The 26,395-nt window shown below is 70.2% G+C and carries 19 protein-coding genes and 4 tRNA genes; 13 read left to right on the top strand and 10 right to left on the bottom strand.

Features of this window, described 5'->3' with window-relative positions; all coding sequences use genetic code 11:
- Nucleotides 1-459 precede the first annotated feature (459 nt).
- From ACFU9P_RS32870 to purM, 4 genes are all read left to right on the top strand, one after another.
- On the top strand, nucleotides 460-1,263 hold the full coding sequence (locus tag ACFU9P_RS32870; RefSeq protein ID WP_384088001.1) for a sterol carrier family protein: 804 nt from the start codon (nucleotides 460-462) through the stop codon (nucleotides 1,261-1,263).
- Nucleotides 1,264-1,356: 93 nt separating this feature from the next.
- Nucleotides 1,357-2,340: an META domain-containing protein gene (locus ACFU9P_RS32865; RefSeq protein ID WP_384087998.1), complete on the top strand. Its 984-nt coding sequence runs from the start codon at nucleotides 1,357-1,359 to the stop codon at nucleotides 2,338-2,340.
- Nucleotides 2,341-2,458: 118 nt separating this feature from the next.
- Nucleotides 2,459-3,985, top strand: a complete 1,527-nt coding sequence (gene purF, locus ACFU9P_RS32860) for an amidophosphoribosyltransferase (protein WP_384087995.1) — start codon at nucleotides 2,459-2,461, stop codon at nucleotides 3,983-3,985.
- Between the two features lie 155 nt (nucleotides 3,986-4,140).
- Entirely contained in the window at nucleotides 4,141-5,223 is a 1,083-nt protein-coding gene (gene purM, locus ACFU9P_RS32855; protein WP_376383789.1) for a phosphoribosylformylglycinamidine cyclo-ligase, read from the top strand.
- 280 nt (nucleotides 5,224-5,503) lie between these two features.
- Here purM and ACFU9P_RS32850 read toward each other — a convergent pair whose 3' ends face one another.
- Nucleotides 5,504-5,755: a DUF3073 domain-containing protein gene (locus ACFU9P_RS32850; protein ID WP_046508206.1), complete on the bottom strand. Its 252-nt coding sequence runs from the start codon at nucleotides 5,753-5,755 to the stop codon at nucleotides 5,504-5,506.
- Nucleotides 5,756-6,034: 279 nt separating this feature from the next.
- Nucleotides 6,035-7,117 (bottom strand): Leu/Phe/Val dehydrogenase, encoded by a 1,083-nt coding sequence (locus ACFU9P_RS32845; RefSeq protein ID WP_376383786.1) that lies wholly within the window; start codon nucleotides 7,115-7,117, stop codon nucleotides 6,035-6,037.
- 160 nt (nucleotides 7,118-7,277) lie between these two features.
- Here ACFU9P_RS32845 and ACFU9P_RS32840 point away from each other — a divergent pair, with 160 nt between their 5' ends.
- Entirely contained in the window at nucleotides 7,278-8,126 is an 849-nt protein-coding gene (locus ACFU9P_RS32840) for a hypothetical protein (RefSeq protein ID WP_384087990.1), read from the top strand.
- A gap of 550 nt (nucleotides 8,127-8,676) precedes the next feature.
- On the top strand, nucleotides 8,677-8,883 hold the full coding sequence (gene bldC, locus ACFU9P_RS32835; RefSeq protein ID WP_003949541.1) for a developmental transcriptional regulator BldC: 207 nt from the start codon (nucleotides 8,677-8,679) through the stop codon (nucleotides 8,881-8,883).
- A gap of 461 nt (nucleotides 8,884-9,344) precedes the next feature.
- Here the strand turns inward: bldC and ACFU9P_RS32830 are convergent, their stop codons facing one another.
- The 3 genes from ACFU9P_RS32830 to hrpA all read right to left on the bottom strand — a co-directional run bounded on the left by ACFU9P_RS32830 (nucleotide 9,345) and on the right by hrpA (nucleotide 14,065).
- The gene (locus tag ACFU9P_RS32830) at nucleotides 9,345-9,557 is read right to left on the bottom strand and encodes a DUF6274 family protein (RefSeq protein WP_384087987.1); all 213 of its coding nucleotides are present in this window, start codon (nucleotides 9,555-9,557) and stop codon (nucleotides 9,345-9,347) included.
- A 380-nt stretch (nucleotides 9,558-9,937) separates the two neighbouring features.
- Nucleotides 9,938-10,012 (bottom strand) — tRNA-Asp (locus tag ACFU9P_RS32825).
- A 102-nt stretch (nucleotides 10,013-10,114) separates the two neighbouring features.
- Nucleotides 10,115-14,065, bottom strand: a complete 3,951-nt coding sequence (gene hrpA, locus ACFU9P_RS32820; protein WP_384087984.1) for an ATP-dependent RNA helicase HrpA — start codon at nucleotides 14,063-14,065, stop codon at nucleotides 10,115-10,117.
- A 1,035-nt stretch (nucleotides 14,066-15,100) separates the two neighbouring features.
- Between hrpA and ACFU9P_RS32815 the strand changes: the two genes are divergently transcribed.
- Entirely contained in the window at nucleotides 15,101-16,000 is a 900-nt protein-coding gene (locus ACFU9P_RS32815) for a DsbA family protein (RefSeq protein ID WP_384087981.1), read from the top strand.
- A complete protein-coding gene (locus ACFU9P_RS32810; RefSeq protein WP_384087978.1) occupies nucleotides 15,997-16,953 on the top strand; it encodes a cytochrome c biogenesis CcdA family protein in 957 nt (318 codons plus the stop codon). The genes ACFU9P_RS32815 and ACFU9P_RS32810 overlap by 4 nt, the downstream gene beginning before the upstream one ends.
- Nucleotides 16,954-17,003: 50 nt before the next feature.
- Here the strand turns inward: ACFU9P_RS32810 and ACFU9P_RS32805 are convergent.
- A tRNA-Phe gene (locus tag ACFU9P_RS32805) sits at nucleotides 17,004-17,080 on the bottom strand.
- 21 nt (nucleotides 17,081-17,101) lie between these two features.
- Nucleotides 17,102-17,176: transfer RNA gene (locus tag ACFU9P_RS32800), tRNA-Asp, on the bottom strand.
- A 306-nt stretch (nucleotides 17,177-17,482) separates the two neighbouring features.
- Between ACFU9P_RS32800 and ACFU9P_RS32795 the strand changes: the two genes are divergently transcribed.
- The 3 genes from ACFU9P_RS32795 to ACFU9P_RS32785 all read left to right on the top strand — a co-directional run bounded on the left by ACFU9P_RS32795 (nucleotide 17,483) and on the right by ACFU9P_RS32785 (nucleotide 21,950).
- Nucleotides 17,483-19,426, top strand: coding sequence for a protein kinase (locus ACFU9P_RS32795; RefSeq protein WP_384087975.1), 1,944 nt, complete (start codon nucleotides 17,483-17,485; stop codon nucleotides 19,424-19,426).
- An 83-nt stretch (nucleotides 19,427-19,509) separates the two neighbouring features.
- On the top strand, nucleotides 19,510-20,772 hold the full coding sequence (locus ACFU9P_RS32790; RefSeq protein ID WP_384087972.1) for a PP2C family protein-serine/threonine phosphatase: 1,263 nt from the start codon (nucleotides 19,510-19,512) through the stop codon (nucleotides 20,770-20,772).
- 260 nt (nucleotides 20,773-21,032) lie between these two features.
- A complete protein-coding gene (locus ACFU9P_RS32785; protein WP_384087969.1) occupies nucleotides 21,033-21,950 on the top strand; it encodes a hypothetical protein in 918 nt (305 codons plus the stop codon).
- Nucleotides 21,951-22,330: 380 nt separating this feature from the next.
- Here the strand turns inward: ACFU9P_RS32785 and ACFU9P_RS32780 are convergent.
- The 3 genes from ACFU9P_RS32780 to ACFU9P_RS32770 form a co-directional block, all read right to left on the bottom strand.
- Nucleotides 22,331-22,403, bottom strand: a tRNA-Glu gene (locus ACFU9P_RS32780).
- An 82-nt stretch (nucleotides 22,404-22,485) separates the two neighbouring features.
- On the bottom strand, nucleotides 22,486-24,315 hold the full coding sequence (locus ACFU9P_RS32775) for a metallophosphoesterase (RefSeq protein ID WP_384087967.1): 1,830 nt from the start codon (nucleotides 24,313-24,315) through the stop codon (nucleotides 22,486-22,488).
- A gap of 189 nt (nucleotides 24,316-24,504) precedes the next feature.
- Entirely contained in the window at nucleotides 24,505-24,855 is a 351-nt protein-coding gene (locus ACFU9P_RS32770; protein WP_217311163.1) for a metallopeptidase family protein, read from the bottom strand.
- A 214-nt stretch (nucleotides 24,856-25,069) separates the two neighbouring features.
- Here ACFU9P_RS32770 and ACFU9P_RS32765 point away from each other — a divergent pair, with 214 nt between their 5' ends.
- Entirely contained in the window at nucleotides 25,070-25,411 is a 342-nt protein-coding gene (locus tag ACFU9P_RS32765; protein WP_384087964.1) for a hypothetical protein, read from the top strand.
- A 202-nt stretch (nucleotides 25,412-25,613) separates the two neighbouring features.
- The gene (locus ACFU9P_RS32760; RefSeq protein WP_384087962.1) at nucleotides 25,614-26,288 is read left to right on the top strand and encodes a hypothetical protein; all 675 of its coding nucleotides are present in this window, start codon (nucleotides 25,614-25,616) and stop codon (nucleotides 26,286-26,288) included.
- Nucleotides 26,289-26,395 lie beyond the last annotated feature (107 nt).

Genomic DNA, 26,395 nt, shown 5'->3' with positions numbered 1-26,395 from the left:
ATGACCAGCCCTCCCCCACGCCCCTGACCAGGCGCAATGCGGTGGGCCCGAGGCCAGGGGTGCCACCCGGCAACGAGTCTCAGACACCAGCTTGCACCCCAACCACCCACCAACGGCCCGACGCTAAGCCGGTGCCGCCACCGCCCCATTCCACTGCCGCGCAGACCACCCACCGGCCAGCACCCGGCAAAGAAACGCCCCCCACAATCAAGCGCTTCCGGGGACCCCTCCCCCGGGCCGCCCCTCCCACTCACTCGCACTTGCGGGGGCGGGGCGGGTGTCAGGGGTTAAGCGCAGCGCAATCGGCGAAGCCGACGCGACGAAGGAGCGCCCTTGACACCCGACACGACCCCGCGAAACTCAAACCAGGAGGGGCGGCCCCCACCCGCATCCAACGGCCCCGGCCCACCCCAACTACCTCTTGGTATGAACCCCCACCCCCTCCACTACCCTCCCCCCATGCCCCCGCCCAAAAAGCGCCCCCGCGCCTACGACTCCAGCAAGATCCGGACCGCCGTGCTGGCGCAGTTCGGGTACGTACGTGAGGCGGTTGCCGTCCTTACGCCTGAGCAGCTCGCCCTGCCGACCGCCCTCGGTGATTGGACCGTTCGCGAGCTGGCCGCGCATCTTGCCACGGGCGTCGAGTCCGTCAACCGGTATCTGGAAGAGCCTGAGGTACGGGGCGCCGGCGGGCCCGTTCTCGTACTGTCCGAGTGGCCGTTCGTGACCGCCGCCTTCGCCGGGGACATCAGCGAGAACGTCAAGGCGATCGCCGCCGCCGCGCCCCCCGACGAACTGTTCGGGCGCACCGCCGAGCGGATCGCCGCGCTGCTGCCTGATGCGTCCGACGGCCGGCTGCTCGCCACCCGGGTCGGTGCGATGAGCCTCGGGGACTATCTGGTCACCCGGACCGTCGAGCTCATCGTCCACACCGACGACCTCAACCGGGCCGTCCCCGGGCTCGACATCCCGTACGACCGGCAGGCCCTCGCCGCCTGCACCCGAATGCTCGCCGACGCCCTCGCCGCGAAGGCGCCCGGCGCGTCGACAGAGGTGCGGATTCCGCCGTACGCCGTGGTCCAGTGCGTGGAAGGTCCCCGGCACACCCGTGGCACCCCGCCCAATGTCGTGGAGACCGACCCGCTGACCTGGGTACGGCTGGCCACCGGCCGTACGACCTGGCGCGAGGCGATCGAAGGGGCGCTCGTCAGCGCGAGCGGGGAGCGCGCGGACCTCGGGGATCTGCTTCCGCTCATGGGGTGACGCTGGTGACGCTGGGGTGACGCCAGCGGTGGCGCCGGCGTAGACCCGTTGGGGACGACGGAACCGTACGAGACAGCTCCCCGTCCCAAGGGTATGCAAAGGCAGAGGATCACTAACGTCACTGCGGTCACCGCAGTCACTACCGTCGCACTGTTCACTCTGGCCGCCTGCGGCACAGAGTCCGGCACCGGCTCCTCAAGCGGCTCCGGCTCAGGATCCGGCTCCGGCTCAGGATCCGGCTCCGGCTCAGGATCCGGCTCCGGCTCAGGATCCGGCTCCGGCTCAGGATCCGGCTCCGGCTCAGGATCCGGTTCCGTACAGACCGACCTCCCCCTCACCGGCGTCCACTGGAGCGTCGACAGCCTGACCGTCGGCGGCAAGAAGACCGCCGCGCCCGCCGGGGCCAGCGTGGAGATCGACACCAAGGGCCGGGCCAGCGCCCGTACCGGCTGCAACACCATCGGCGCGGACGTCACCATCGACGGCGACACGATCACCGTGGGGCAGCAGCAGTCGACCCTGATCGGCTGTCCCGAGGAGCTTCAGGCATTCGAGAAGGCCTTGAGCGGCGCCTTCTCCGGCACCCTGAAAGCCCAGGTCAAGGACAAGCGCCTCACCCTCACCACCCCCGAGGGCGACGCGATCGCCCTCACCTCCGAGCCGGCCGCGCCCCTCGCGGGTACGCGGTGGACCGTCAACGCGCTCACCGAAGGCGCCGTCGCGAGCTCGCTCCCGCAGGGCAGCGAAGGCAAGGCGTACTTCACGTTCGGTAAGGATGGCTCCGTCGAGGGCAGCTTCGGCTGCAACACCTTCCGTGGCACAGCGAAGATCACAGAGCCCGAAACAGGGCCCGGCGCCATCACCTTCGGTCGCCTCTCCTCCACCCGCAAGCTCTGCCCCGGGCCCGAAATGACCCTGGAACGCCAGATTCAGAAGGTGCTGGAGGGCAAGGTCACATATGAGCTGCGCCACCGTGCCCTGACCATCAACAAGTCCGACACCAAGGCCGACAACAAGTCCGACGTCCCGGACAACGGCCCAGGCCTGGCCGCTGCGGCGGCCCCCACAGCGAAGTAATCCGACGGGCGAACGCGGAGCCGGCCCGCGTCCCCACCCCGTCCCTCGCCCATCCCCCACTCATCCCCCACCCATCCCCAATTCGGACCAGTGGTCGATCTCGCCTACACTCGGTGGCGTGCCTCGTGGTGATGGACGACTCAGCCACGACCTGCTCCCCGGAGAGAAGGGCCCCCAGGACGCTTGTGGCGTCTTCGGAGTCTGGGCCCCGGGCGAAGAGGTCGCCAAGCTCACCTATTTCGGACTGTATGCCCTGCAGCACCGCGGACAGGAGTCCGCGGGCATCGCAGTGAGCAATGGTTCCCAGATCCTCGTTTTCAAGGACATGGGCCTGGTCTCCCAGGTCTTCGACGAAACCTCGCTCAGCTCCCTCCAGGGGCATATCGCGGTGGGCCACGCCCGCTACTCCACCACCGGAGCCTCGGTGTGGGAGAACGCCCAGCCGACCTTCCGGGCCACCGCCCACGGCTCGATCGCGCTCGGTCACAACGGCAATCTGGTCAATACCGCCCAGCTCGCCGAGATGGTCGCCGATCTACCCAAGGAGAACGGGCGGTCGACGCGGGTCGCCGCCACCAACGACACCGACCTGGTCACGGCCCTCCTGGCCACCCAGACGGACGACGACGGCAAGCCCCTCACGGTCGAGGACGCCGCCGCCCGGGTCCTGCCGGAGGTCAAGGGCGCCTTCTCGTTCGTCTTCATGGACGAGCACACCCTCTACGCCGCCCGTGATCCGCAGGGCATCCGCCCGCTGGTCCTCGGCCGTCTTGAGCGCGGCTGGGTGGTCGCCTCCGAGGGCGCCGCCCTCGACATCTGCGGCGCCGCGTTCGTCCGTGAGATCGAGCCGGGCGAGCTGATCGCCATCGACGAGAACGGTCTCCGTACCCAGCGATTCGCGGAAGCGAAGCCCAAGGGCTGTGTTTTCGAGTACGTCTATCTGGCCCGTCCCGATACGGACATCGCCGGCCGGAACGTCTATCTGTCCCGGGTGGAAATGGGCCGGAAACTGGCCAAGGAAGCACCCGTCGAGGCCGATCTCGTCATAGCGACTCCCGAGTCGGGCACCCCCGCCGCCATCGGCTACGCGGAGGCGAGCGGCATTCCGTACGGCTCGGGCCTCGTCAAGAACGCCTATGTCGGCCGGACCTTCATCCAGCCGTCCCAGACCATCCGCCAGCTCGGCATCCGCCTCAAGCTGAATCCGCTGCGGGAGGTCATCCGCGGCAAGCGGCTGGTCGTCGTCGACGACTCGATCGTCCGCGGCAACACCCAGCGCGCCCTGGTCAAGATGCTCCGCGAGGCGGGCGCCGCCGAGGTCCACATCCGGATCTCGTCCCCGCCGGTGAAGTGGCCCTGCTTCTTCGGCATCGACTTCCCGACCCGTGCGGAACTGATAGCGAACGGGATGAAGGTCGAGGAGATCGGCGTCTCCATCGGGGCCGACTCCCTCGCGTACATCTCGCTCGACGGGATGATCGAGGCGACCACGATCGCCAAGCCGAATCTCTGCCGCGCCTGCTTCGACGGCGAGTACCCGATGGACCTTCCCGATCCCGAGCTGCTCGGCAAGCGGCTCCTGGAGAGCGAGCTGTCGGCGGGACCGGCCGCCACCGCGGCCACGGACGCGCTGCGCCGCCCGTAACCCCGCCGCACCGCCATCACGCCGACGACCCGGCGATCCCATCCCCTCGTACAACCGAGCCCGTACCCCCCGCCCGCAGAACACGCCCGCCCGCAGACCCTCACCGACCGAACGCCGACCGAAACGCCGACAGGACGACAGGAAAGTACCCAGCCATGTCCGAGACGACGTCCGAGACGACCACTGGTGCCAGCTATGCCGCCGCGGGCGTCGACATCGAAGCCGGTGACCGCGCGGTCGAGCTGATGAAGGAGTGGGTCAGGAAGACCCGGCGCCCCGAGGTCCTCGGCGGCCTCGGCGGCTTCGCCGGCCTCTTCGACGCCTCCGCCCTCAAGCGCTACGAACGCCCCCTCCTCGCCTCCGCCACCGACGGTGTCGGTACGAAGGTCGACCTCGCCCGCCGGATGGGCGTGTACGACACGATCGGCCACGACCTGGTCGGCATGGTCGTCGACGACCTGGTCGTCTGCGGCGCCGAGCCGCTCTTCATGACCGACTACATCTGTGTCGGCAAGGTCCATCCCGAGCGGGTCGCCGCCATCGTCAAGGGCATCGCCGAAGGCTGTGTGCTGGCCGGCTGCGCACTGGTCGGCGGCGAGACCGCCGAGCACCCCGGACTGCTCGGCGAGGACGACTTCGATGTCGCCGGAGCCGGTACGGGCGTGGTCGAGGCGGACCGGCTGCTGGGCGCGGATCGTATCCGTACGGGTGACACGGTGATCGCCATGGCATCGTCCGGTCTTCACTCGAACGGGTACTCACTGGTCCGTCATGTGCTCTTCGACCGGGCCGGGTGGGCGCTGGACCGGCAGATCGAGGAGTTCGGCAGGACGCTGGGCGAGGAGCTGCTGGAGCCCACCAAGATCTACTCGCTGGACTGTCTGGCGCTCACCAGGACGACTGACGTGCACGCGTTCAGTCATGTCACCGGCGGCGGTCTGGCCGCCAATCTCGCGCGGGTGATCCCGGACGGGCTGCACGCCACGGTGGACCGTTCGACCTGGACGCCGGGACCGGTCTTCGACCTGGTCGGGACGGTCGGCCGGGTGGAGCGCCTGGAGCTGGAGAAGACGCTGAACATGGGGGTCGGCATGATCGCCGTCGTCCCGGCGGAGTCGGCCGACGCCGCGCTCACCACCCTGGCCGACCGCGGGGTGGACGCCTGGATCGCCGGGGAGATCACGGAGCGCGGCGAGCACACCACGGGCGCCGCACTGACCGGCGACTACCGGAGCTGACCTGGACAGTTACCGACCGAATCGCCGACCGAATCGCCGGCTGAACCGCCGACCGAATCACCCGCCGCCCTACCGACCGTGTTCACCAGCCGGGAAACAGCCACGACGTTCACCGGCCGGGACCAGCCACGACACGGCTGCGGCGAGCAGCCACGAAGCCGTTACGGGTGAGCAGCCACGAGGCGGTTACGGACAGCCACGGTCACGGGCAGCACAGAACCCGGTCCAGGACTACGGCCCCGGACCGGGCCACTGAGGTACTGCTCTGGGTATACGGACGTCAAGCGCCGCGGCGCTGCGCCGAGGGCCCGGACTCGTCGTCCTCGTCCTCGTCGTCGTTGTACAGATCCGCGTACTGTGCGTACGGGTCGTCTTCCTCGTCGTCGTCCTCGAACGGCTCGCCGTTCGGCGGCTGACTCGAGGTCGACGCGCCCAGCTCGTTGGCCAGACGCGACAGGTCTGTCCCGCCGCTGTTGTACTTCAGCTGGCGGGCGACCTTCGTCTGCTTGGCCTTGGCCCGGCCGCGCCCCATGGCTCGACCCCCTCGGTGACGGGGCTCGACGGCCCCAGAGTCTTGACACGCGTTCATGAATCAGAACGAGCTCTCCGCGGAGAGACCCGTCCGTAGGGCTTCAACGGTACCTGCTTCCGCGGCCATACGGTACGCCGCCCGCATGACGCGCCCCGGCGCAGGACCAGCGAGGCGCCCCGTCCTCCCTGGTCAGCCCCGATTTTAACCTCTTCTGGAGGGGCGACCCGCCGACCGGCGTGAGTCTCGTCTCCCGGGTGGCCCGCCGCCCCTCCCGAGCGGTCAGCGGCGGCGCGCCTCCGCCATCCGGTGCTCGGCGATCCGGTCGGCTGCGGCGGCCGGCGGAATACCATCTTCCTTTGCACGTGCGAAGATCGAAAGGGTTGTGTCGAAGATCTTCGCGGCCTTCGCACGGCACCGCTCGAAGTCAAAGCCGTGCAGCTCGTCGGCGACCTGGATCACGCCGCCGGCGTTCACCACATAGTCGGGCGCGTACAGGATTCCGCGGTCGGCGAGATCCTTCTCGACACCCGGGTGGGCGAGCTGGTTGTTGGCGGCCCCGCACACGACGGACGCGGTGAGGACCGGGACCGAGTCGTCGTTCAGGGCGCCGCCGAGCGCGCAGGGGGCGTAGATGTCCAGCCCTTCGGTACGGATCAGCGCGTCGGTGTCGGCGACCGCGGCGACCTGCGGGTGCCGGTCGGTGATCCGCCGTACGGACTCCTCCCGTACATCCGTGATCACCACGTGCGCGCCCTCCTCCAGGAGGTGCTCGACCAGGTGGTGCCCGACCTTTCCGACGCCCGCGATCCCGACCGTACGATCGCGCAGCGACGGGTCGCCCCAGCGGTGCTGGGCGCTGGCCCGCATGCCCTGGAAGACGCCGAAGGCGGTCAGCACCGACGAGTCGCCCGCGCCGCCGTGCTCGGGGGAGCGGCCCGTCGTCCACGCACAGGTTCGCGCCACGACATCCATGTCCTCGACGTACGTGCCGACATCGCAGGCCGTGACGTACCGGCCGCCCAGCGACGCAACGAACCGGCCATAAGCGAGCAGCAGTTCCTCGCTCTTGATCTGCTCCGGGTCGCCGATGATCACGGCCTTGCCGCCGCCGTGGTCGAGACCGGCCAGCGCGTTCTTGTACGACATGCCGCGGGAGAGGTTGAGCGCGTCGGCGACGGCCTCGTCCTCGGACGCGTACGGGTAGAAGCGGGTGCCGCCGAGGGCCGGGCCCAGGGCGGTGGAGTGGATGGCGATGACGGCCTTGAGGCCGCTGGCACGGTCCTGGCAGAGCATGACTTGCTCATGGCCCCCCTGCTCCGAGCGGAAGAGGGTGTGCAGGACGCCGTCGGTCAGATCGGTCACGGTGGTGACTCCCAAGTACGAAGCGGCGGTGGGAAGTCCCTCCTGTGGGTGGGGAGGGACCGGCTGGGCAACCAAGAGGGTAAGTCCTGCGGGGGCGCAGATCAGCCGCAGTGCCCAGGATCACCCCCTGGAGGAGTACAGGCGTGGGACGATGCGCGGCATGCCTGCGGTGTCTTCCGTCCTCGTTCCGTACGCGTCCTACCTGCGGGTCTATGAGCCGCTGGCGGCCTTTCCCGAGCCCGAGAGGAACCACTGGACGCGCTACGCCAGACGGGACCGTACACCCACCGCTCAGGACGAACTCAGGCGCTCCCTGGCCGACTTGCTGCCCACCCCGCCGGTCGCCGTGCCGGTGCACGAGAGCGGGGACGCGTTCGTGGCCGTGGTGGACGGGGTGGTGTGCGTCTGTCCGTGGCGTACCCGGCTGCGCGGCTGGCTGGCGCTGGAGGAGCTGACGGAGTCGCTTCCGACACCGCTGCTGGACGCGGTGCTGCCGCCGGTGGTGCGCGGGCAGGCCGTCGCGGACTACGAGCGGTGGCGGGACCGGAATCCGGACGCGCGGCCGTGGATCAGGACGGCGGTCTGGCAGGTGCCGGTGGGCTGGTTCGCGCTCTTCTCGGACGACGAGCGGGAGTACGAGGCGGCAGGACCGGGCGGCCTGGGAGTGCCGGTGCTGCGGTACCGGACGCCCATGGTGCAGGCGCGGCGCCGGCTGGCCCGGGCGCTGAAGACCCTGCGGGACACGGTGGACGACGGGCCGCTGATCGCCGGACTGGTGGATGTGGGGCGCTGGCTGGAAGAGTTCCATCCGCGCTCGCTGGTCGAACTGGACTACGGCGGACTGGTGCACACCCTGTCCGGCGAGCAGCTCGCCGAGGACCGCTCGGCCGCCGATGTGGCGACGGGGATTGCCGCGCTGCGGAACGGGGACGGCGACGGCGCGGGAGTGGCGTACGGTCGGCTCACGGAGCGCTGGAGAGCGGTACGCGAGCGGCTGTTCGCGAACTGACCGGGCGCTCTGCCCGTTTCGGGCGCACGAGGCAGGAACGGGCAGTCGGACGGGTATGGACCAGGCTTGAACCGGGCTTGAACGGAGCCTGAATACAGGCCTTTGTGCAGAGGTTCTGATCCGGAATATTGCCAACAAGGGTGACGGACCGCACTAACGGGGCTCTTGCGCCCATCACCCCTCCTCGTGTCAAAATAGGACAAGGAGTCCGGGGAGGGTTCCTTCCGCCCAAGTACGGGCGGATCGCTCAGCATTGCATGTTCTATGGGGGGTCCGGTGACTCCTGATCGCTCTGTGACTGATCGTATCTGTGACGTGACTGTCCGCTATGGCATGGTCCATCGGCTTCCGCCGCTGATGAACACCTCAGAGGGCAATTCCATCGGTTTGGCCGACGTGGCTGGACGGATGGTGTAGTTGTAGTGCCGAGGACAAGCCGTTCGTCCTATAACCGACTCGGCCCGCGTCCGCCATTTCGGGCAACGCGGGTCAAGGTGCAGAATTTAGAGGAAAGAACCGAGATGGTTCGGTTCTCCCGAGGAGGCCGCTCATGACCGCTCGCACCCCTGATGCCGAGCCGCTGCTGACCCCGGCTGAGGTTGCCACGATGTTCCGCGTGGACCCGAAGACGGTCACTCGCTGGGCAAAAGCCGGCAAGCTCACGTCCATCCGCACGCTCGGTGGGCATCGCCGGTATCGCGAGGCAGAGGTCCGCGCACTGCTTGCGGGTATTCCGCAGCAGCGCAGCGAGGCCTGACGCCCTTTTTTTGAAGGCTCAGCAAGGCAAAGCTAGGCGCAACACAGCGAAACCAGGCACAACAGGGCACAAATTGCAGGGTACTGCCGGGTCCCCCATATCCGGTCGTCCCGACCCATAGCTCCACACGACGGGCACCTGCCCCAACAGGTCCCATGCCCACGCAACACGGGTAAGTCGTCGATCGCGCTGGACTCCGCCGGGTCCAGCGCGATCTTTTTTATGTGCCGGCGGAGGCTTCGGAGGCGGGGGTTCCGCCCCGTTCGGGCGCTGTGTGAACGGTGGGGCGGGAGTTTCCGGAGGGATTCCACGGGAAGTGCAATTGCACATATTAAATTGGTGGATTGTAGGCAGGGTGTAAGCGCAGCCCTTCGTGAAAATTGTTCCGTGATGCCCGTCACACCGCATACCCCTTGCATGGGGCGCTCGTCTCACCTGATGGATCGGCGCGCGCTCCCGTGTCAGGGCGTGGACGGGGCCAGATCGTCAGGTAACTCGTCGTCGAGGAAGCCGCCGAACCCGTCGAACCCGTCGTCGCCCGCCAGGGACTCCATGGCGAGCCGCTGGAGGCGATGGCAGATCGGGCAGTAGCCCGTACGGTGCGGACGGCCTGACGCGGCCGCCAAATGGGCGCGCAGCAGCGCGCTGGTCCTGTGTCTTGCTGTCGATGACACCCGCACACCACCCCCGGTGCGGGCCCCGGGCTGGGACGAACAAGGGGCCCTGATGCTTGGGTACCCCCGGCGGATGACCCCGTCAAGACACGGAGGACGGGGCCCCGTGGATTTGGGTGCGCCATTACCGCGCCCATACCGCCACGTCGCCGACGCTTGCCCGAACCGATGAAGTCGGCCGGGTGCGCGTGCCGGGGGCCTCGCACCGTACGAACCGGGGGCCCGGGACCGTACGGATACGGGCCCCGCGCGGCGGTCCTGACGGGATTTGCTGGGTCTGATTGCGGCTCCGCTGCGGGCGCGGTCTCCTGGGGCCGGCGGGGTCCGGGGTCTGGGCATGCGAAAGGCCCGCACCGATCGGTGCGGGCCTTTCGTTACTGCGGTCCTGACGGGATTTGAACCCGCGGCCTCCACCTTGACAGGGTGGCGAGCACTCCAAACTGCTCCACAGGACCAGGTTGCGCGGCCTTGTTTCCTCGGCTGCGGAACGAGACTCTACAGCAGCTCGGAGGGTGCGGTCGAACTGACCGATCGCGGCGACTCCGGCACCGGCGCCGTCACGGCGCCACCGCGTCGATCGCCTTCATGATGCGCTTGTCCGAGACCGGCTGCGCCGTACCCAGCGCGTGCGCGAAATAGCTCACCCGCAGCTCCTCGATCAGCCAGCGGATGTCCAGGACCTGCTGCGGCACCGGCCGCCCCTTGGGGAGCTGTTCGAGCAGCCAGGCGTACTCGTCCTGCATCTCATGGACCTTCTCCATGCGTGTCGTGTCGCGCTGGACGGCCGTCGGCATCTGCTGGAGCCTGCGGTCCACCGCGACGAGATACCGCATCAGGTCCGGCAGCCGGCGCAGCCCCGTACGGGTCACGAAGCCGGCCGGTACGAGCGCCGCGAGCTGGTCCCTGACGTCCTGGACGTTGTTGATCAGGGTCAGGCTGGTCGTGGCCTTCAGACGGCGCTCACAGGCCTGCCAGGCGGCGAGTATCTGCTGGACCTGGCCGACGGTCCGTACCGTCGCGTCGACGAGATCGGCGCGCACCTTGTCGTACAGCTTCCGGAACGATTCCTCGTCCCACGCGGGCCCGCCGTGGTCCGCGATCAGCTTGTCGGCCGCGGCCATGGCGCAGTCGTCGAACAGCGCCTGGACCGAGCCGTGCGGATTGCGGGACAGCGCGAGCTTCTGCTGGTTGGTGAGCCGGTCCGAGGCGAACTTCGCCGGGTTCACCGGGATGTTCAGCAGGATCAGCCGGCGCGTGCCCGCCCACATCGCCTGCCGCTGCTCGGCCTCCGTGTCGAAGAGCCGTACGGCCACGCTCGCGCCCTGGTCGACCAGCGCCGGGTACGCCTTGACCGGCTGGCCGGCCCGCCGGGTCTCGAAGATCCGGGTGAGGGTGCCGATCGTCCAGTCCGTCAGCCCCGTACGTTCGATCGCCTCGCCGCCCGAGCGCTCCGCGGTGGCCGCGGCGGCCTGGGAGAGGGCCTGGCGGGCCTTGGGCCGCAGCTTGAGCCGCAGCGCCTCCAGATCCTTGTCCTCGGCGATCTTGCGGCGCCGTTCGTCGACGATCCGGAAGGTGATCTTCAGATGGTCGGGCACCCGCGACAGATCGAAGTCGTCGCCCGAGACCGGCACCCCCACCATCCGCTGGAGTTCCCGGGCGAGCGTCACCGGAAGCGGTTCCTGGAGCGGTACGGCCCGCTCCAGGAACGCCTTCGCGTAGTTCGGCGCGGGCACGTAATGACGGCGGACCGGCTTGGGCAGGGAGCGGATCAGCTCCATGACCACCTCTTCGCGCAGGCCCGGGATCTGCCAGTCGAAACCCTCCGAGGTGACCTGGTTGAGCACCTGGAGCGGTACGTGGACGGTCACGCCGTCCGCGTCGGCGCCCGGCTCGAACTGGTACGTCACCCGGAACGTGAGCGGCCCCTGTCGCCAGGTGTCCGGATAGTCGTCCTTGGTGACCGAGCCCGCCTTCTCGTTGATCAGCATCGACCGTTCGAAGTCGAGCAGCTCGGGCTCGTCGCGGCGCTTCTTCTTCCACCACGAGTCGAAGTGCGCGCCCGAGACCACGTCCTCGGGCACCCGCTGGTCGTAGAAGTCGTACAGCGTCTCGTCGTCCACGAGGATGTCGCGGCGGCGCGCGCGGTGCTCCAGCTCCTCGACCTCGCCGAGAAGTTTGCGATTGTCATGGAAGAACTGGTGGTGGGTGCGCCAGTCGCCCTCGACCAGGGCATGGCGGATGAACAGCTCCCGCGAGGCCTCCGCGTCGATTCGGCCGAAATTCACCTTGCGCTGGGCCACGATCGGTACGCCGTACAGCGTCACCTTCTCGTACGCCATCACCGCCGCCGCGTCCTTCTCCCAGTGCGGCTCGCTGTATGTGCGCTTGAGCAAATGGCCGGCGAGGGGTTCGATCCACTCCGGCTCGATCTTCGCGTTGACGCGCGCCCAGAGCCGGGAGGTCTCCACCAGTTCGGCGGACATGATGAAGCGCGGCGGCTTCTTGAAGAGCGAGGAGCCCGGGAAGACCGCGAACTTGGCGCTGCGCGCGCCGAGATACTCATTCTTCGCGCCCTCCTTCACGTCCTTCATCCCGATGTGGGACAGCAGCCCCGCCAGCAGCGAGACATGGACGGCCTGGTCGGCGGCGTCCTCCTCATTGAGATGGATGCCCATCTGCCGGGCGACCGTACGGAGCTGGGAGTAGATGTCCTGCCACTCCCGGATCCGCAGGAAGTTCAGATACTCCGACTTGCACATCCGGCGGAAGGCGGACGAGGAGAGTGTCTTCTGCTGCTCCCTGATGTACCGCCAGAGATTCAGGTACGCCAGGAAGTCCGAGGTCTCGTCCTTGAAGCGGGCGTGCTGCTGGTCGGCCTGCGTCTGCTTCTCGGCGGGGCGCTCGCGCGGGTCCTGGATGGAGAGCGCGGCCGCGATGACCATGACTTCCCGTACACAGCCGTTGCGGTCGGCCTCGATGACCATCCGGGCGAGGCGCGGGTCGACGGGGAGCTGGGAGAGCTTGCGGCCGAGCGGGGTGAGCCTCTTCTTCGGGTCCTTCTGCGCGCTCAGCGCGGCGTCGAACGCGCCCAGTTCCTGGAGAAGCTGCACACCGTCGCGGATATTGCGGTGGTCCGGCGGATCGATGAACGGGAACTTCTCGATGTCGCCGAGGCCGGCCGCGGTCATCTGGAGGATGACGGAGGCCAGATTCGTACGGAGGATCTCGGCGTCGGTGAACTCCGGGCGGGACTCGAAGTCGTCCTCGGAGTAGAGCCGTACGCAGATGCCGTCGGACGTACGGCCACAGCGGCCCTTGCGCTGGTTGGCGCTGGCCTGCGAGATCCGCTCGATCGGCAGGCGCTGGACCTTGGTGCGGTGGCTGTAGCGGGAGATACGGGCGGTGCCCGGGTCGATCACGTACTTGATGCCGGGCACGGTCAGCGAGGTCTCGGCGACATTCGTCGCCAGCACGATCCGGTGGGTCACGCCCGCTGAGGGACGCTGGAAGACCCGGTGCTGCTCGGCGTGGGAGAGCCGCGCGTACAGGGGGAGGACCTCCGTACCGCGCAGCTTGCGTTTCTCCAGGGCGTCCGCCGTATCGCGGATCTCGCGCTCGCCGGAGAGGAAGACCAGGACGTCGCCGGGGCCCGCCGACCGGAGTTCGTCGACGGCCTCGGAGATCGCGGTGATCTGGTCGCGGTCGCCCTCCTCGCCGTCCTCCTCCAGCAGTGGGCGGTAGCGGACCTCGACCGGGTACGTACGGCCCGAGACCTCCACGATCGGCGCGTCGCCGAAGTGGCGGGAGAAGCGCTCCGGGTCGATGGTCGCCGAGGTGATGACGACCTTGAGATCCGGGCGTCTGGGCAGGAGCTGGGCGAGATAGCCGAGCAGGAAGTCGATATTGAGGCTGCGCTCATGGGCCTCGTCGATGATGATCGTGTCGTACGCGCGCAGCTCTCGGTCCGTCTGGATCTCGGCGAGCAGGATGCCGTCGGTCATCAGCTTGACGAAAGTGGCGTCCTGGTCGACCTGGTCCGTGAACCGGACCTTCCAGCCGACCGCCTCGCCCAGCGGGGTCCGCAGCTCCTCGGCGACCCGCTCGGCGACCGTACGGGCGGCGATCCTGCGCGGCTGGGTGTGCCCGACCATGCCCCGGACGCCACGGCCCAGCTCCAGACAGATCTTGGGGATCTGGGTCGTCTTGCCCGACCCGGTCTCGCCCGCGACGATCACGACCTGGTGGTCGCGTATCGCCTCCAGGATTGTGTCCTTCTTCTGGCTGACGGGGAGCTGCTCGGGGTACGTGACGGCCGGCACGCGCGCCGCGCGCAGCCGCATCCGCTCGGCGGCCTTCCCGGCCTCGCCTGCGATCTCGTCCAGCACGGCCTGCCGTGCCTCGGGCTTACGGATGCGCCGGGCGCCTTCGAGACGGCGGCCGAGCCGCTGCGCGTCGCGCAGCGAGACATCGGCCAGCAGGGTCTGGAGGTCGGCGAAGGAAGTAGACATACCGAGCCAAGGATCTCACCCGCGGCTCGGGGGTGGCGAACCCATTTCGCCGGGGGTGCGGGTGGGGGACGCGGCTGGGGGTGTGGGGTGGTTGCGGGCGGCGGTACGGGCGGGGGTGCGCGGTGCTGCGCCGGGGGTACGGGGGCGGCGGGTCGGGCGGTCATATTGACGGATTTGCGGGGGTCTGCCCTTACGGTACGAAGGACATACCGCCATACCGCACCGGTCGAGCTTTCCGTACCGCGGGTATAGGGATGGACTCAGTGCCGGTCCGTACCTTTCATCCCTTCTGCCCCCTGTGTTACGGAGAGTCGTCCGCCCATGTCTGACACCCCGTCCCCCGCGCCGAAGCCCTCGCCTCCCGCGCCGTCGTCTGTGCCGCCTGAGCCGTCACCGTCACCGTCACCGTCGCCCGAGCTGTCGCCTGAGCCGGAGTCCTCAGGGCCGCCCAAGCCCGAGCCCTCCTCCTCGTCGCCCAAACCCGCGCCGCCGACTCCGCCCAAGCCTTCCGCTCCGCCCAAGCCGGTGCCGCCGTCGGCTTCGCCAAAGCCTTCCGCGTCTCCTGGGCCCAAGCCCTACCCGTCGTCTCCGAAGCCGCCCGGGCCACCCGAGCCGCCCCAGCCGCTTTCGCCCAAGCCAGCCCAGCCGCCCGAGTCGCCTGAGTCGCCTGTGGTCAAGCCGTCCGTCCCGGCCTCACCGAAGGCTTCACCCGAGCCGAAGCCGGCTCCTTCGCCTTCGCCTTCGCCCAAGCCGTCTCCGGCGCCGAAGCCCGGTCCGTCGCTGTCCAAGTCCGGCCCGTCGCTCATCAAGTCGGGGCCGTCGCTGTCCAAGCCGGGGCCGTCCCTTTCGAAGTCTCCGGCGCCTGCTACTCCGGCCCCGGCGCCCGCCGCTCCCGCTCCCGCTCCCTCTGCCCCTCCCGCTCCTGCCCCCGCCCCGGCTCCGGCGGGACCTCCCGCTCCTCCCGCTCCCGCCTCCCCGCCCCCGCCCTCCGGGTGGCCGCGGCCCTCTCGGCAGGCCGTCGCCGTCGGCGGGGGAGTGGTGGCCGCCGCCGTGCTGCTCGGGGTCGTCTCGTACACCGCCACCAAGCCCGAGCCCTCCTCCCGCGCCTCGTCCGGGGCCAGTACGGTCGCCGAGGTCTCCGCCGAGCCGCGCCCCGGGGTCTATCCCGAGCTGGTCAAACTCGCCCGCCGCGACGCCACCGACCGGCTCGCCGTCGGCCGCCCGGACGCACCCGTCGTCATGGTCGAGTACGCCGACTTCAAGTGCGGCTACTGCGGGAAGTTCGCCCGCGACAGCGAGCCCGCGCTCGTCAAGAAGTACGTCGGCGACGGCACCCTCCGTATCGAATGGCGCAACTTCCCCATCTTCGGCAACGAGTCCGAGTCCGCCGCCCGCGCCTCCTGGGCCGCCGGACGGCAGGGCCGCTTCTGGCAGTTCCACGCCGCCGCGTACGCACAGGGGTCCAAGGAGAAGGGTTTCAGCGCCGACCGGCTCGACGATCTCGCCCGTACGGCCGGGGTGAAGGACATCAACCGGTTCCGGGACGACCGCGAGAGCGACGCCGCCGAGGCCGCCGTGCGGAAGGACCAGGCGGAGGCGTACGGCCTCGGCGCCACCTCCACCCCGTCCTTCCTCGTCAACGGCCGCCCCATCGCGGGCGCGCAGCCGACGGAGACCTTCACCCGGGCGATCGAGGCGGCGAAGAAGGACGCGGAGAAGAACGGTCCCGTGCGGCCCGTGACGAGCGACCCCGCCAGGATCGTGCCGCCGAAGACCGGGTCCGCCACCGCCACCACAGGGCCCACGACCTCCGCGTCCACCTCCGCGTCCGCGAACGCCGAGCCATCCAGGAGCGGCACTGAGAAGAAGGACAGCGAGGGCAGCGAAGACGGGAAGGGCAGTAAAGGCGGCAAAGGCGCCGAGGGCGACCGGTGACGACCGACATCGGCTATCCGGTCGCGCTGCTCGGCGGCCTGCTCGCCCTGCTCAGCCCGTGCAGCGCCCTGCTCCTGCCCGCCTTCTTCGCGTACTCCATCGACTCCACGGGCCGCCTCCTCGCCCGTACCGGCATCTTCTACGCGGGGCTCGCCACCACTCTCGTCCCGCTGGGCGCCGCGGGCTCCTTCGCCGGGCGGCTCTTCTACGGCCACCGCGATCTGCTGGTCGCCCTCGGCGGCTGGCTGATCATCGCGCTCGGGCTCGCCCAGATCCTCGGCCGCGGCTTCGTCTGGCGCCGTATCACCGAGCTGTCGGGGCGGATCCGGCCCACGACCGTGCTGTCCGTGTACGCGCTCGGCCTGGTCTACGGGCTCGCGGGCTTCTGCGCGGGCCCGATCCTCGGCAGTGTGCTGACGGTGGCGGCGCTGGGCGGCAGCCCGTTGTACGGCGGGCTGCTGCTGGCGGTGTACGCGCTGGGCATGGCCGTACCGCTGTTCGTGCTCGCTCTGCTCTGGGAACGGTTCGGCCTCGGCCGGCGTTCCTGGCTGCGCGGCCGTGCCTTCCGCGCCGGCCGCTTCGAACTGCACACGACCACGCTGCTCTCGGGGCTCTTCTTCATCACCCTCGGCACGGTCTTCCTGGTCTTCGACGGGACGACCGCGCTGCCCGGGCTGCTCTCGGTCGACCAGTCCTTCGAGGCCGAGCGCTGGGCCCGCGGGGTCGGCGCGGCCGTACCGGACTGGGCACTGCTGGCCGCGGTGGTGCTGGTGACGGCCGCGGTCCCGCTGGTACGCCGCCTCCGCGCCCGGGACGCGGGCGATCCGGCTCGTACTCGTACTCGTGCCGGCACCCGTGCCCGTGCCCGTACTCGTACGGAAGAGCCCGAGACGGGCGTACCGGCCGGACAGACCGCATCGGCCAGCACAGGCACCGCCGAAACGGGCGCATGAGAAAGCCCCCTGCCGAGAACCTCGGGAGGGGGCTTCTGCCCTTACGGGCCTGGTGGCTGGGGCCGGGATCGAACCGGCGACCTATCGCTTTTCAGGCGATCGCTCGTACCAACTGAGCTACCCAGCCACGCAACCTGACGGCTGCAAGCGGTCCTGACGGGATTTGAACCCGCGGCCTCCACCTTGACAGGGTGGCGAGCACTCCAAACTGCTCCACAGGACCAAGCATTGTCGCGAGCACCAGTCTCGCACACGGAATCGCATGCCCCCAACGGGATTCCGGCACACTCTCCGCGACATCCACTCCGCGGCAAGCCCCACCGGCCTGGTGATTCCCAGTGACCGCCCGGACACATTCCGCTTGGCTGATGTCGCTGAATCAGCGTAGCAGACCCCACGTCATACCCCGTACGCGTGACCTGCAACCTCGTCCCCGGGTGGCCTTCTGCGCGGTTGTACGGCGTCGGGGCGGGGGGAGTACGCCGCGGGGCCCGGGCACGTAGTGTGCGATGGGGGTTACGCTGTGCGAGTGACGGCGGAGGGCGGGGACCTGGTCGCGGGGCGGTATCTCCTGGAGGAGCGTATCGGCGCCGGCGGGATGGGGGTCGTCTGGCGGGCGTACGACAGCAAGCTGGACCGGCCGGTGGCGGTCAAGTGCGCGCGGGTGGACGACGCGCGCCTGGTCAAGCGGCTGATGAGCGAGGCGCGGATCGCGGCGCGGCTGCACCATCCGCATATCGTCTCCGTCTTCGACCGGATCGACGAGATCGACAAGGGCGCAGGGTGCTGGCTCGTGCTGGAGTACGTGCCCTCGCGCAGTCTGGCGCAGATCATGGCGGCCGACGGGCCGCTGGCGCCGGAGCGGGTGGCGGCGATCGGCCGGCAGATCGCGGGGGCGCTGGCGGCGGCGCATGCCAAGGGGGTGGTGCACGGTGATGTCACGCCGGAGAACATCCTCATCACGGAGGACGGGCGTACGGGCGGCGTCGTGGGGGCCCTGGACGGGATCGCCAAGCTGACCGACTTCGGGATCGCCCGCGCGCTGTGGAGCGACGCCGGCCACAGTCTGAGCGGTGGGGTGCCGGGGAAGCCGCGGTACATCGCGCCGGAGGTGGCGCGCGGGGGGCCGCTGAGCCGCGAGGCGGATCTGTTCTCGCTCGGCGCGACGCTGTTCGCGGCGGTCGAGGGGCATTCGCCGTACGGGCAGGCCGACGGGGCCATCGCGTATCTGGGGCGGGCGATCGAGGGGCGTGTCGAGGCTCCGCGCCGGGCCGGTGCGCTGACCGGGCTGCTGACGGAGCTGTTACAGAAGGACCCGGAGGGCCGCCCCACCGCGGTCAGGGCGCGGGAGCTGCTGGGGGAGATCGCGCCGGAGCTGGGCGGGGCCGGCGGGGCGTTCACGGCGGGGGGCCGGTCGCGGCGGGGCCGTTCGTGGCGGACCGTACGGCTCCCGCGCCGGCGTACGCTCCTCGGCTCGGGCGTGGTGGTGGCGCTGGCGGCTGCGGTGGTGGCCGGTCTGCTGGTGTACGAGCCGGGCGCCGGGCGGAGCACCACCACCGGGCACGGCACTTCCGGGCACACCACCTCTGGGCACGGCAACAAGCCGGGCACGCCGGTCTGGACCCTGGGCGATGCGCGTACCGCCGATCCCTGCTCCCTGCTCGACACCGCTTCGCTCGACGGGTTCGGCCGGACCGAACTGACCGCCGACTACGGCAACTTCGACCGCTGCGACGTGCTGGTGGAGGCGGGCGACGAGTCCGCCGCCGATATCGCGGTCACCTTCATCGGCGCGGACCTGGAGGCCGGATCCCAGGTGCGTACGGAGCGGCACGGCCGGGGGACCGTCGTCAGGGAGCCGCTGAGCGGGGACGAGTGCGAGCGGATCCTCGGGCTCGCCGACGGCCAGTACGTCCAGGTCAGGGCGCGTCGTACGGAGGCCTCGTCGCCCGGTCTGTGCGCCATGGCCGATGCCGCCACCGATCACGCGCTGGTGGTGCTCGACCGTGGCCAGGTCCCCCGCCGCCCGGGGCCGCCGCCCCCGGGTTCGCTGGAGGGGGCCCACGCCTGTGCGCTGCTGGACGCCGCCGCGCTCGTCCGGGTCCCGGGCATGGACACGACGGGCGGCGGCGCGGCGCGCCCGGAGGCAGGGTTCGGGGACTGGGAGTGCCGCTGGGACGGTACGGCCGGGGACACCGGCGTACAGGTGCTGTTCGACCGGAACAGTCCGCTGGACGCCGAGGACGGGCAGCCGGCCGTGCTCGGCGGCAGGCAGAGTTTTGTGGCGCCGGAGTACCAGGACGAGGGCACCTGCACGGCCCGGATCGTGAACCGTACGTACAAGGACCTCGCCGGGGACGCCGGCCAGGAGCTGGTGGAGCTGACGGTGTCGGGGTCCGGACCGGTCGGGCAACTCTGCGATACGGCACGGGAGTTGGGGGCGGTGGCGGCGGCCGGGCTGCCCAAGCCGTGACCACCGGGCGGCGGGCTCTGTCCGGGGTGGCTGCCCGCCCCGGGGAAATGTGTATACAGTCGAATAAGGGGTAAAACCGGCAAATGAGTTTTCCGCATATACGCGCGGACCGCTCTCTTCTGCGGCAGTGGCAGTGGCTGCCGCAGCGGCTGCGGCTCCCGGGCCGTGGGCTGCTGGCGATCCCGCTCGCACTGGTTGTGGCGATCACCGCCGCGTGTCTTTATACGCCCGCGCACACCCATCTCGTACCGCTGCTGGTCGTCGCGCCCGCTCTCGCCGCCTCGTTCGCCCGGCCGCGGGTGACTGCCCTGTTCGGGGTGCTGGCGGTGGCGGCGATGGCGCTGGTCGTCGTGGTCCACGGTTGGCAGGCCACGAACAACCCGATGATCCAGTTCATCTCGGTGAGCGCGCTCTCGGCGCTGGTGGTTCTTTACTGCTACGTATGGCGGCGGCGCGACCGTGAGCTGAACCGGGTGCGGTCGGTGGCCGAGGTGGCGCAGCGGGTTCTGCTGCGGCCGCCGCCCCGCCGGATCGGGCCGCTCCGTATCGCCTGGATATATATGACGGCCGAGGACGAGACCCAGATCGGGGGTGATCTGTTCGCGGTCGCCCGCGGTGCCCATGCGGGCAGCCGGGTGATCATCGGCGATGTACGGGGCAAGGGTCTGGCCTCCATAGGCGAGGCGTCGGTGGTGCTGGGCGCGTTCCGCGAGGGCGCTCACCGGTGCGCGACCCTGCCCGAGCTGGTGGCGGCGCTCGAAGACAGCGTCAGCCGGAACATGGAGCAGGTCGCGGACACCGCGCACGACGCCGGCGAGCACTTCACCACCGCGCTCGTGATCGACATACCGGACCACGGTCCGGAGGCCGAGATGATCAACTGCGGCCATCCGCCGCCCCTGTTGGTGCGCGGCCACGAGGTCACGGTCCTGCACGCGGACAGCCCGGCGCCGCCGCTGGGGGTGAACGAACCGTCCGCTCTGAGCCATCGCACCGACCCGTTCACCTTTGAGACCGGCGATGCGCTGCTGCTCTACACGGACGGTGTCATCGAGGCGCGCTCGCCGGGCGGGGTCTTCTATCCGCTCGCCGAGCGGCTTGCCTCGTTCACCGACTCCGGCCCGGAGGCCCTGCTGCGCCATATCCAGCGCGATCTGCTGGCGCATACGGGCAGGCCGCCCGCGGACGACGCGGCGCTGCTGATCATCGAGCGCGCGCCGGCCCCGCGCTATCTGCACGCGCCCCGGATCACGGCGTATCCACGCAAGAGCCACCGGCGCGTGGACGCGGGGGGCGCGCCGTCGGCTTCGGCGCCGCCCGCGCTGCCGCCGACGGCTTCCCGCTGAGATGAGCGCTGAGATGAGGCGGGGCCCCGTCGGCTTGCCTCGTACGCCTCGTACGCTCGTACGCCGGCCGGCTTTGTAACTCCGCCTCGCGAATTCCGCGGAATTCGCTGGGGAATTCGGTGACAGCGCCGGGGACATTGTCACGGTCGAGTCTTCGGACGGTACGCGTCGAACAGGGCTCTGACCAGGTCCGTAGCTCCTGATGAGAACGCTCCGGAGTCGCCGGAGCGTCAGCGTCACCATCCTTCGGGGGTTACTCGATGTTCCGTACACGGTCCCGTACCCGCACCACCGCGCTCGCCTCTCTCGCCGTTGCGGGAGTCCTCCTGCTCTCCGCCTGCAACGGGGATGACACCGCGGCCGATTCGGCTGCGCCCGCCGGCGGATCCGCGGCGCCCGCCGACGCTTCCGGCTTCGCCTTCAAGTCCGGTACCGCGCAGCAGAACAACGCGGACCTGAACGCCGGCGACCTGGCCACCAACGCCGCGCCCGCGAAGGCGGCGGCCGAGAAGAAGCCGGTGGTCCGCAAGTGGGTGCAGCTGTCCGCCGGCAAGGCCGGGGCGCTGGACCCCGTGGTGATCAATGGCGCCGGTTTCACCCTCTACCGGTTCGACAAGGACACCGCGGACCCCTCCGTGTCCAACTGCTCCGGTGAGTGCGCCACGACCTGGCCGCCGTACCTCGTCGCCCCGGGCGGCCGGGTCTTCATCGACGGGGTGGACAAGTCGGCGATCGGCTTCATCAAGCGCGACGGCGCGTTCCAGGTGACGATCGGCGGCTGGCCGGTCTACCTCTTCAGCAAGGACACCAAGCCCGGGGACACCAATGGCCAGGGCGTGGGCGGCACGTGGTTCGGCGTCACGCCGGACGGCCAGAAGGCGGGCGAGACGGGTGGCGGTACGGACGGTGGTGACGGAGGTACGGACAGCGGTACGGGCGGTCAGGCCGCGAGCAGTGTCGTCCTCTTCGAGGGCCCGGCCTTCGCCGAGCCCGCGGAGGGCGTGGCCGGCCCCGGCTGCCAGAACGTCCGCTTCTCCGGCTCCCTCCGGATGACCGGCTCCGCCAAGATCTGGGACGGCCCGGACTGCACCGGCACGTCGAAGACGGTCGAGGGCGACATCCCCGACCTGGCGGCCATCGGCTTCCCCGCGGTGAAGTCCATCCGCTTCTCCAACTGAGGCCGGTCGCGGACCGAGTCCGATCCCGGGGCGGGCGGCCCTTCCGAGAACCGCCCGCCCCGAGCGCGACTCACCCCTGCCGGGACGGCTCCTCCGCACAACTGCCGCCGGGCGGGGGCGGCGACTGCCCAGGAGGAGGCGGATACGGTCGTGCGGTTGCTCGCAGCCGCGGCTTCAATTGAGCGGCAGCAGCTCGGCATTCAGTTGGAAGGTGAAGGCCACCACTGAGGCCCGCGCCGGGGACCCGCGTACGGCCGACTGACCCGACGCCCGCTGAAACGCCGCCGGCCCCCGCTGATCGAGCGGGGGCCGGGAAAGTATGCGCAACCGCGCCCCGGCCGCCTCGTACCGAGGCAGCCGAAACGTGCGAGGTTTGTACGTGCCCCCAACGGGATTCGAACCCGTGCTACCGCCTTGAAAGGGCGGCGTCCTGGGCCACTAGACGATGAGGGCTAAGGGCTCGCCTGGGCGCTTTCCAGCGCGTCGGGGACGCGTCAGCAGCATATGGGATGGCGGAGCGATCGCCAAAACGGGTTTACGGGGCCGGTACGGGGAGGCTCCTCGGGGTCGGGGAGGGGGTGGGCGAGGGGGCGGGGGGCGAGGCGCCGGGCCCCGGGCGCGCGGCAGTTCCCGGGCCGCCCGGCGGACCCGTGCCCGTACCCCTGCCCGTCCCCGTCCCCGTCCTCGTACCCGTACCGCCGCCCATGCGGCTCTCCGACGGGCGGGGGCCGTTCAAGGAGCCCGAAGAGTCCGATGAGCCCGCATCGTCAGGCGCGCCCGCGACCTCGCCCGGGCTCAGTGACGGGCTCGGTGACGGGCTCGCCCCCGGGGTGCCCGCCTCCTGCGGCAGGTGGCGGCTGACCTCGGCCGTCGTCAGGCCCAGGCCGCCCAGCGTGATCTCGTCCCACGCCTGGAGCCGCTTGGTCGTCCGGTCCAGATAGAGGACGGACGTGCGTACCTTCTCCGGCTCCTCGTTCTGTACGGCGCGCAGCCCGCCGCCCCCCGTCGAGCCCTCGATCTTCAGCCGCGTACCGTGCGCCATCACCTCGGTCTCGCGGTGGTGCACATGACCGGACAGGGCGAGCGGCACCAGCCCGTCGGTCTCCCGGGCCGCCACCGGGTTGTGCGCGACCGCGATATGTACGGGGGTGCGGGCCGCCGCCTGGTCGCGCAGGGCCGAGGCGAACTGGATGCCCGCCATCCGCTCCGCCGGATCGCCCCCCGCCGCCGTCGAGCGGTCGGGCGTGAACTGCGGATCGCCCATCCCCGCCACCCGCAGCCCGGCGACCGTCACGGCCCGCCCCTCGTCCAGGACCCGGACGTTCTTCATGCGCCGGAGGTAGTTCTGCGTGATCTCCGAGTCGTGATTGCCGCGCACCCAGATATAAGGGGCACCGAGGTCGGCGATCGGGTCGAGGAAGGTGTTCTCGGCGGAGGCGCCATGGTCCATGGTGTCGCCCGAGTCGATGATCACATCGATTCCGTACTGCTCGACGAGCGAGCCGATGATGTGCCAGGACGCCGGGTTCAGATGGATGTCGGAGACATGCAGGACGCGCAGGGTCGCCGGGTCGGGCTGGTACGTGGGCAGGGTCGAGGTCGCGTCGTACAGCTTGGTCACATTGGTGACCAGCCGCGCCAGCTCCTTCTGGTACACGTCGAAATCGGTCACGATCGAGCGGGCGTTGCCGACGACCTGGGGCGCGGAGGAGAGCAGTCCGGAGAACTTGGGCTCCAGCACCGACTTGGGGTTCCAGGTGGCGTACGCGCCGACGCCCGAGGCGGCCAGGAGCACGAGCGCGAGCCCGCCGGCGGCGAGGGCGCGGCGGGGGCGGCGGTAGACGGCGAGGCCGAGGGCGGTCGCGCCGGACACGACGGCGACACAGGACCGTACGGCCAGTTCGGAGGTGCCGTCGGCGACATCGTGGGTGACCTCGGCCTGGAGCCCCGAGAGGCGTTCCGGGTGCTCGACGAGGGCGGTGGAGCGTACGGGGTCGAGCTGGTCCACATCCACGTCGAGACGGATGGGCGCGGTGTGCGTCTTCAGCTCCAGCGCGCCCAGCGGCGAGACGTTGATCTTGGTCCCGCCGGTCAGGGACGGCCGCAGGGTCATCCGGGTGTCCATGGGGCCGACGGGCGTCCGTACGCTGCCGACGACCAGCAGACCGAGCCAGGCGCCGAGCATGACGACGGTGATCAGGCCGAGGGCCCGGGAGTAGGGGTGCGGGGAGTGGACCAGCGCGCTGGTCGGGCCCTCCCGGCGGGAGTGGAGATGGCCCAGGATACGGGTGCGTGTGGCACGGAACGGGATACGCGGTACATCACGGGCCATTGGGTCCGTATGCCCGGAGGGGCGGGCGGCCATGCCTTGGCTACGCCATCACGCGTAGTGGTGTGGTCCTCTGGGGGCTTGTTCCGTGTTTCGTGAGTGAGGTGTGGGGCGGGTGGTACGTCCGGAGCCCCTGCCGGATCGTCCGGGGCCTTTGCCGGATTGTCCGGGGCCCTTGCCGGGCGGGGCTCTGTAGGGCTTCGGCCTTCGGGCTTCGGTACGGGGTCAGCCCCAGCCCAGTTCGTGCAGGCGCTCGTCGCCGATGCCGAAGTGATGGGCGATCTCATGGACGACGGTCACGGAGACTTCGTGGACCACGTCCTCCGGGCTCTCGCAGTAGCGCAGGGTCGGACCCATGTAGATCGAGATGCGGTCGGGCAGGACCCCCGCGTACCACTCGCCCCGGTCGGTGAGCGGCGTTCCCTCGTACAGGCCCAGGAGTTCGGGGTCGGACGGGTCGGGCTCGTCCTCGACGAAGACGGCCACATTGTCCATGACCCGGGTCAGCTCCGGGGGGATCTGGTCGAGGGCCTGGCCGACCAGTTCTTCGAACATCTCGCGTGTCATCTCCAGCACATGGCCATTCTCCGTGATGACCGCTGTTCTGGTGAGGTCGCTCACAGGATCCACTTTCGAGTGATACGGCCGATACGGCGCCTATGGGTGGGGCGGCTTGGGCAGCGTGCGGGAGGGCGAAACGCCCGTAGCCCGTAAGCCAGAACAATCCGTACGTGCGAGCAGTCCGTGCGGCAGAACAATCCGTACGTCCGAACAAGAGGGGTTCCATTCCATGCGTCTTCGTCACACCCTGGCCGCCGCCGCGGGTGCTCTCGCGCTGCTCGTCTCCGTGCCCGGTTCCGCGTCGGCCGCCGAGGGCGAGTTCAGCTATCTCTTCACGGGGATGGACGGGCGGCCGACGAAGGGGATGCTGATCGATCCGCCGAGCGGAGTGTGCGTCACGCTGCCGGAGGTGGCAGGGGAATACGTGCCCCCGGCGCACTCACCTCGTAACGGCACGGCTTCTGTCGCGACGGTCTTCACGGGAGCCGACTGTGACGGGTATCACTACAGGCTGCGGCCGGGGGGATCGGCGAGCGAGCGGCTCAAGATGCGGTCGGTGGTGTTCTTCTGAGGGGCTGAGGGCCGGGGCGGGGGGCGGGGCGCTTCGGGGGCGCCCGGGGAAGGCGCTTCGGGGGCGGATACGGCATGAATGGGCCATGGGCCGGGCGTGAATGTGCCCCTGGCGTGTCCCCGGCGGGGCAAAGGGAGTTGGGCAGTGAAACCCTCCTCGCCCTCGGCGGGGAGCCCGTTCCTGTGCCCCGGAGGTGCCGCCCGTGCGCCAGTTGTCCGCCTTGTCCGCCCCAGGCCGTTTCGCCGTCCGGATCGTCACCTCACTGGCGGTCGTGGCGTCCGCGGGCTGCATGAGCGTCGGTGACGACGAGGGAAAGCCGGCTCCGTCGCGCTCCGCGGACCGCCGGGGTTCCGCGGCCGAGCCCGACGGGGGTACGGGCGCGGGACCCGGCGCGCCCCACGCCTGGCAGGGGCGTACGAGCGAGGGCGGCGCGGGAGGCGCCGGCGGGGGCGAGAAGGGTACGGCGCCGGGCGCCTCGCCGAGCGCCAGTTCCGCTGCGAAGCCCTCGTCCGAGCCGTCGAAGGGCGCGCGGCCCCGGCCCGGGGAGCCGACCCCGCCGCCCGGGCACGAGCCCGTACCGTCCAAGGAACCCACCCGCCCGGTGCCGTCCCCCACGCCGCCGGTGCCCCAGAGCCCGGACCCGGTCCCGGAGCCCGAACCGGAGCCGTCGAAGCCGCAGGACACGCCGACCGGATCGCCGGCGGGGGACATGCGTACGAGCCTGATGTCCGCGCGGGAGATGGCGGGGGAGGGAGAGGGGCCCGGGCCGGGGGCCGGACCCGGGTCCGGGAAGGGGAACGGGAACGGCAACGGGAACGGCAACGGGAACGGCATGCGGAAGGAGACGGCGGCATCACCGCAGATGGGACCGGTGTGACCGGGCCCGCGGCGTAAGCGGTTTGCCTTGGAGGGGGGAGGGTGCGTATGGTAGTAGATCGTTTGATCATTGCCTGGCGCCGACACAGAAGAGCGCCATGTGGCGCG

It is taken from the genome of Streptomyces sp. NPDC057617 (assembly GCF_042800555.1).
Classification (GTDB): Bacteria; Actinomycetota; Actinomycetes; order Streptomycetales; family Streptomycetaceae; genus Streptomyces.
The sequence above is the reverse complement of the archived record's forward strand: the minus strand, read 5'-3'. Positions and strand labels throughout refer to the sequence as shown.

What these genes read in the sequence shown, in the direction of transcription:
- ACFU9P_RS32870 (WP_384088001.1), top strand. Translation starts at nt 460, where the DNA reads ATGCCCCCGCCCAAAAAGCGCCCCCGCGCCTACGACTCCAGCAAGATC.
- ACFU9P_RS32865 (WP_384087998.1), top strand. Translation starts at nt 1,357, where the DNA reads ATGCAAAGGCAGAGGATCACTAACGTCACTGCGGTCACCGCAGTCACT.
- purM (WP_376383789.1), top strand. Translation starts at nt 4,141, where the DNA reads ATGTCCGAGACGACGTCCGAGACGACCACTGGTGCCAGCTATGCCGCC.
- ACFU9P_RS32850 (WP_046508206.1), bottom strand. Translation starts at nt 5,755, where the DNA reads ATGGGGCGCGGCCGGGCCAAGGCCAAGCAGACGAAGGTCGCCCGCCAG.
- ACFU9P_RS32840 (WP_384087990.1), top strand. Translation starts at nt 7,278, where the DNA reads ATGCCTGCGGTGTCTTCCGTCCTCGTTCCGTACGCGTCCTACCTGCGG.
- bldC (WP_003949541.1), top strand. Translation starts at nt 8,677, where the DNA reads ATGACCGCTCGCACCCCTGATGCCGAGCCGCTGCTGACCCCGGCTGAG.
- hrpA (WP_384087984.1), bottom strand. Translation starts at nt 14,065, where the DNA reads ATGTCTACTTCCTTCGCCGACCTCCAGACCCTGCTGGCCGATGTCTCG.
- ACFU9P_RS32790 (WP_384087972.1), top strand. Translation starts at nt 19,510, where the DNA reads ATGAGTTTTCCGCATATACGCGCGGACCGCTCTCTTCTGCGGCAGTGG.
- ACFU9P_RS32785 (WP_384087969.1), top strand. Translation starts at nt 21,033, where the DNA reads ATGTTCCGTACACGGTCCCGTACCCGCACCACCGCGCTCGCCTCTCTC.
- ACFU9P_RS32775 (WP_384087967.1), bottom strand. Translation starts at nt 24,315, where the DNA reads ATGGCCGCCCGCCCCTCCGGGCATACGGACCCAATGGCCCGTGATGTA.
- ACFU9P_RS32765 (WP_384087964.1), top strand. Translation starts at nt 25,070, where the DNA reads ATGCGTCTTCGTCACACCCTGGCCGCCGCCGCGGGTGCTCTCGCGCTG.